General features: G+C 72.6%; 5 protein-coding genes and 1 pseudogene. 1 reads left to right on the top strand and 5 read right to left on the bottom strand.

The annotated features are described in order from the left end of the window. Positions 1-655 (top strand): zinc-binding dehydrogenase (locus JGS39_RS36375; RefSeq protein WP_219574039.1); only part of this gene is annotated, 655 nt, incomplete at its 5' end. Positions 656-684: 29 nt separating this feature from the next. On the opposite strand, the pseudogene JGS39_RS36370 reads toward JGS39_RS36375, so the two are convergent. From JGS39_RS36370 to JGS39_RS41245, 5 genes and pseudogenes are all read right to left on the bottom strand, one after another. Then, positions 685-981: pseudogene (locus JGS39_RS36370) on the bottom strand (proteasome activator); the annotation flags it as partial. A gap of 131 nt (positions 982-1,112) precedes the next feature. Then, positions 1,113-3,956, bottom strand: coding sequence for an FtsX-like permease family protein (locus JGS39_RS36365; protein WP_219574038.1), 2,844 nt, complete (start codon positions 3,954-3,956; stop codon positions 1,113-1,115). Further along, entirely contained in the window at positions 3,953-4,720 is a 768-nt protein-coding gene (locus tag JGS39_RS36360; RefSeq protein WP_219574037.1) for an ABC transporter ATP-binding protein, read from the bottom strand. Before JGS39_RS36360 ends, JGS39_RS36365 begins: the two co-directional genes overlap by 4 nt. 110 nt (positions 4,721-4,830) lie before the next feature. Further along, positions 4,831-5,442: a PadR family transcriptional regulator gene (locus JGS39_RS36355; RefSeq protein ID WP_219574036.1), complete on the bottom strand. Its 612-nt coding sequence runs from the start codon at positions 5,440-5,442 to the stop codon at positions 4,831-4,833. An 84-nt stretch (positions 5,443-5,526) separates the two neighbouring features. Then, positions 5,527-6,124: hypothetical protein (locus tag JGS39_RS41245; RefSeq protein WP_236065891.1), on the bottom strand; the 598-nt coding region annotated here is incomplete at its 5' end.

Below are 6,124 nucleotides of genomic sequence, written 5' to 3'. Positions count from 1 at the left end.
GGACCTCACCCTGGCCGCGGCGCTGCCCGAAGTGACGGCCACCGTCTGGTCCAACGTGTTCATGGTGGCCCATCTGCGGCCTGCCGACACGCTGTTGATCCACGGCGGGTCCAGCGGTATCGGCACGATGGCGATCCAGCTGGCCAAGGCGGTCGGCGCGCGGGTCGCCGTGACAGCCGGTGGCCCCGAGAAACTGGCGCGCTGTGCCGAGCTCGGTGCCGACATCCTGATCGACTACCGGGAGCAGGACTTCGTCGACGAGCTCCGCAAGGCGACGGACGGGGCGGGCGCGGACGTCATCCTCGACATCGTCGGCGCGAAGTACCTGGACCGGAACGTGCGGGCACTCGCCGTCAACGGACGGCTCGCGATCATCGGTCTCCAGGGCGGGGCCAAGGGCGAGCTGAACCTCGGCGCCCTGCTGACCAAGCGGGCCGCCGTCACGGCGACGTCGCTGCGCGGGCGTCCGCTCGCCGAGAAGGCCGCGATCGTCGCCGCCGTACGCGAGCACGTCTGGCCGCTGATCGCGGACGGCGTCGTCCGGCCGGTCGTGGACCGCACGCTGCCGATGCGGGATGCCGCGGAGGCCCACCGGGTGATGGAGTCCAGCACCCACATCGGCAAGGTGCTCCTCCAGGCGCCCACGACGGTCTGAACAGGAGAGACCCGGCTGAGCGCGGGAACCAGCTCCTCCACCAGTTCCGGCGCGAGGCCGTCCTCCAGCTCCTTGACCGAGCTGGCGTGGATCTCCTTCAGGCGCACCCGGCTCGCCTCGTCGAGGGGAGCCGCCCTGACCTCCTCCAGGAGTTGCTTGATCATGCTGCCGATGCGCATGACCTTCGCGGGCTGTTCGACCATTTCCGTCACCGGGACCTCACGCGACTCGTCGTCAGTGCCACCGCCGCCGATCGCCATTCCGTCCTGCCCCACTACGAGGACTTGGGGGTGCTCCTGCGACCGTTCATTCCTCGGCATCTCCATGCCGCCCATTGTCTCGCACACACGCCGTACTACATGGTGGTGCCCCCGGAAACGGATGATCCACCGTTTCCGGGGGCACCGGATGTGCGTCGAAGCCGCCGGTCAGGCGGCCGCCGCGGCCTGCCGCCCGTTCACCCGGCGCGCCGGGCCAGCGTCAGCCGGGAGCGGGTGAGCCCCGCCGCCAGCACTCCGGCCAGCAGCGGAACGACCACGGCCAGCAGCCCGATCGTCGCCCAGGGCAGCACGATCGGCGTGAAGGCGGACTCCATGGGCTCCTCCCGCATCGCTTCCATCGCGTTGCGCAGGTCGACCATGCGCAGCGCCACGGCGGGCACCAGGCCCGCCGCGGTGCCGAGCAGCACCCCCGTGAGGGCCACCACCACGCACTGGAATCCCGAAAGCGTCCGCCGTACCCGCGGGGGTGCGCCGACCGCGCTGAGTGTGGTGAGGTCGGCCTCCGCGTCGGCCTTGGCGAGGCCGGTGGTAATGGCCGCCGCACCCAGGGTCACCACACCGGCGAACAGGGTGAGGATCAGCAGAATGATGTCCTCCCGGTCACCGGGGCCGCGTTCGGTCTGGAGCCAGAGCCCACCGCCGGCCTGGTCGATGGCGGCCGAGACGCGCTGCTCATCGGCATCCGACGGCGGGTGGGGCACGGCGTACACACTGCCGCTCGGCTGGGTGTGCAGGCCGAGCCGCTCGGCGGTGCGCTCGGGCATGATCATGCGGATGCCGGGCGTGGCGGCGTACTCGGCGTCCGCGACGTACACCTTCAGCCGGTCCGTGGACTTTCGGGCCGCACCCGGGTGCAGCTTGCGGTTCTTCTCGTCCTTGGCGTTGTACGTGTGGACGGCCTTGAGCGTGACCTCACCGTCCTTCGCGTACGCCTGGTTCAGCAGGACGGGAGTGCCTGCCGCCAGCGCTGCGGCGGCAGCGGGGTCGTCGAGCTTCACATAGGTGCGGAGCAGGTCGGGTCCCGCCACGACGATGTTGTTCGCCTCCGAGCTGAAACTGCCCGAGGAGATGTACTCGTCCATGCAGGCGGGGGAGCGCATCATCTGCCGGTGTTCCTCCGCGGAGAGCCGCGCGGCGAGTTCCTTGGCGCCCTTCGTGTTGAGCGGGCATGTGTGGCCCTTGCCGGTGGGCTTGACGAGTTCCATGCTGCCGCAGCTGTTCTCGTCCTCGTAGTAGACGTTGCAGTCGCTGCCCGCCCAGACCCGGGAGAAGTCGGCGTGACCGCCGGTCACCGCGATGTTCTGTTCGACTGACGCGCGGGCCAGCGGGAGCCGCTCGGCCGTCTTGGCGTCGGTGGACGACAGGACCATCGTGCCCCGGGCCAGCATGGGCGTGTAGTCCTGGTCGGACTCGGCCAGGCTGCTGGACATGTACGTCGCGATGGCCACCGAGCCCGCGACGGCCGCCATCACGGCGGCGACCGCCGGAGCGGTGCGGCCGCGGTTGCGGGCGGCGTCGCGCAGCGCCATCCGCGGCGAGATCGGCAGCCGGCGGCCGAGCCGGCCCAGCAGGCCGACGATCACCGGAATGCAGGCGAGCAGCCCCAGTTCGGCGACGACGGAGCCGCCGGCGACCCACGTGGAGTTGCCGCTGGTGCCTCCGTAGGCGGCGACAGCGACGCCGAGGGCCAGCACACAGGCGCCCACGGTGGGCAGCACCCGGGAGCTGCGGCGCACACCGCGCCGCCCGGTGAGCGATTCCAGCACGGACTGCCGGGCGGCCACGATCGCCGGGGCGAACGCCGCGAGGAGCCCGGTGACCAGACCGAGCGCGGCGATGACGAGAAGCTCCGTGGGCTTCAGGAGCAGGGAGCCGAAGCGCTGCCCGGCCCAGTCCTCGATCAGCGGCCGGAACACCACCGTGAGCAGCAGCCCCGCCGCGACACCGGTCACCGCCCCGACAGCGCCCAGCACCAGTCCGCCGGAGAGCACCACGGCACGCACATGGCGGCGGTCGCCGCCGCACGTGCCGAGGAGCCCGAGCTGACGGCGTGAGCGGCGCGCACCGACGGCGAAGGCCGGTCCGGCGAGTAGGACGATCTCCAGGAGGGCCATGGTGACCACGGTGACGACGGCCGCGCTCACCTCGCCGGAGTCGTTCGAGTAGTAGCTGGTGTCCGAGCGCGCCATCGGGACCTCGGAGTCCGGCGGCGGGTCCAGGACCACCTGGCGGGACATGACCAGGGCGCCGGCCTTGTTGGCCGCGAGCACGTCGCCCCAGCGGATTCCGGCCCCGCCGGAACCGTTGACCAGCCACTCGGTCGAGCCGGTGTTCGGCGGCAGCACCTTCTTGTCTCGGTCGGCGGCGGTCTGCCACGGGGCGATGACGGCGCCGGGGTCGGCGTACAGCTTCTGCGACTTGAGATCGGTGGGCTCCTCGACCACACCGGTGATGGTGTACGTCCGCCCGGCGCTCTTCACGGTGGTGCGGGAGCCGATGTGCAGACCGGACGACTCCAGGAACGGCTTGGTGGCCGCCATCTCACCGGTGCCGCGCGGGAACTCGCCCTCGACCAGATCGACCTTGCCGCGGGCCATCGGGTCCGAGGTGGGGAACTCCACGATGTCGGTGTTGGCGAGCCCGTACGCGGTCGTGACGCTCGCGGGAACGGACCGGATGGTGATCGCCCGGGCGCCCTTGGGGAAGGCGGTGCGCATGTCGACCGGCGGAACGTCCCCCTCGGGAGGCGTGTCACCGACCATGTCGTACTGGTTCCCGTCGGGCATCTGCTGCAGCGGTCCCATGCCCGGGTCGCTGAACAGCGCGTCGGCCGAGCCCATTTGGGCCGTCAGCTGCTCGGCCTCGGTGGAGTCGACACTGCGGTACGTGACGTCCGCGGCCGTCACCCCGAGGACCGGCAGCGCGATCATCGCGACGACCAGGGCACTGCGGCCCTTGGCCCGCATGGCGTCGCGGCGGGCTATCCGGAGGGCGGCGCGCCACCCCGTGAAGGGGCTCACTCGGCGCTCCCCGCGACCAGCAGCGAGTCGGCGCCCGCGGACAGCGTCTGGTCGACGATCGAGCCGTCCCGCAGGAAGACCACCCGGTCCGCCCAGGCGGCGTACCGCGGCTCGTGCGTCACCATCACGCCGGCGGCGCCCTGGTCGCAGCGGTTGCGGAGCAGCGCGAGGACGGCCTCGCCGGTCTCGGAGTCGAGCGCCCCGGTCGGTTCGTCGGCGAGCACGAGGCGCCGGTCGCCCACCAGTGCGCGGGCGATGGCGACGCGCTGCTGCTGGCCGCCGGACATCTCGTCCGGGAAGCGGTCGGCGACGTCGAGGAGGTTCATCTCCTCCAAGGAGGCCCGGGCCTCCTTGCGTGCCTTGCGGACCGAGACCCCGTCGAGTTCGCGCGGCAGGGCGATGTTCTCGGCGGCGGTGAGGGCGGGGATCAGGTTGTAGTCCTGGAAGACGTAGCCGACGCTGCGGCGGCGCAGGGCGGCGAGGCCCTTGCGGCCGAGCGTGGAGATGTCCTGGCCCTCGATGATGATCTGGCCGCCGGTCGCGGTGTCGAGCCCGCCGGCGAGGGTCAGCAGGGTGGACTTGCCCGAGCCCGAGGGGCCCATGACGGCGACGAGCTCACCGGGATGCACCGCCAGGTTGATGCCGCGCAGGGCGTGCACCTCGGCGATGCCGGTGCCGTGGGTACGGGTGAGGTCGCGGAGTTCGAGCACCGGAGCATCCACCGGCAGGGGCGGAGCGGCCGGGGACGGGACGTGCGGGGACATGACGGTGGGTTCCCCCTCGGAACAGGTCTGTGGTCGGGTCCCGGCGGCAGGCCGGGGCCGTGGCCGGCGCGCGGGGCGCAGGCCGTGGTCGAACGGTGTGGGTCGCCGGTTCAGCGGCGGGCGCGGGGCCGTGAGGTGGTACGGGCGGCGGCGCGCGAGGGCGTGCTCGCCTCGGGCTCGGTGGCGGCGGCCTCGGCGAGACGGACCAGCCGGGACTCGCAGTGGTCCAGCCAGCGGGCCTCGGCCTCGGCCTGGAAGATCAGCTGCTCCAGTACGAGCAGCCAGGCGACCTCGTCGCGGTTGGCGGGGACGTCGGTGAGCGCCTGGGCCTTGAGGCGGGTGTAGTCCTGCATCGCCTTCACGGTGTGGTGGCGCTGGGACTGGATGACGGCCCGGATGTCGACCCCGGGGGCGCCGACGGCCATGGCGAGCTTGATGGCGAGCTCGTCACGGGGCGGGCTGCTGCGGTCGACCGGGGTCTCGAACCAGGCGCGCAGTTCGGTGCGTCCGTCGTCGCTGATCGAGTAGAGGGCGTGCCCCTGGTCGTCCTCGCCGTCCTGGACGACGAGGCCGTCGCGCTCCAGTCTGCTCAGGGTCGTGTACACCTGCCCGACGTTGAGCGGCCAGGTGGAGCCGGTGCGCGACTCGAATTCTGTGCGGAGCTGGGAGCCGTACCGAGGCCCCCGTTCCAGGAGGGCCAGAAGCCCGTGACGGATCGACATACTGAGTATGTATACCGAGTATGTTGACGAATGCAAGTCCCGGCGGCCCGTTGCCACAGGGGCTGGGACCCTCTTGTGCGACGCTCAGCCGGAGCGGCGCATGCGGAAGGCGAGGAAGCCGAGACCCAGCCCGACCAGGGCGATTCCCGCGCCGAGCGACACCTGCTGGACCTGCTCGACGGCCGGCCCCTCAAGGGCCTGCCGCGACATCCGGTCGGCTCCTGGCGACTCACCCGCCTCCGGGGTGACGGCCGGCACGGCGGCCGGCTCCGTCGCCTCGGACTCCTCCTCGGCGGCGTCGAGCGCGTCGGCCCGGGCGAGCTCCTGGGGCGTCATCGTCCTCCCGGGCCGCGGCCGCCCCTGCCCGGCGGGCCACCCGGCCAGCGGCGACTGGGCGTCGTCGGGGCGCGGCGATCCGGGGCTCGGCGACGGCGGTGCGGAGGAGGCGGCGGCGGAGGCGGCGGCGGAGGGCGCGGAACGTGCGGGCGAGGCGGACCGTGGGGGCGCGGGGTGCGCCGGGTGTGCGGGCCCGGCGGAGGGGCGGCCGGATGCGCCGGGGTGCGAAGCGGACGGGGACGCCGACGACGGACCGGACGACGGACCGGACGGCGGAAGCGACGATGGGCGGGCCGACAGCTGGGCTGACGGCGAGGCCGGCAGCCGGGACGGCAGCGCGGACGGT

The organism is Streptomyces poriferorum (assembly GCF_019399235.1).
In the GTDB taxonomy this organism is placed as follows: Bacteria; Actinomycetota; Actinomycetes; order Streptomycetales; family Streptomycetaceae; genus Streptomyces; species Streptomyces poriferorum.
Note: the sequence above shows the minus strand (reverse complement) of the source record. Positions and strands in the feature narration are given on the sequence as shown.

Bases quoted from the DNA above. Each gene is read 5' to 3' on its own strand.
- JGS39_RS36360 (WP_219574037.1), bottom strand. From the start codon at position 4,720: ATGTCCCCGCACGTCCCGTCCCCGGCCGCTCCGCCCCTGCCGGTGGAT.
- JGS39_RS36355 (WP_219574036.1), bottom strand. From the start codon at position 5,442: ATGTCGATCCGTCACGGGCTTCTGGCCCTCCTGGAACGGGGGCCTCGG.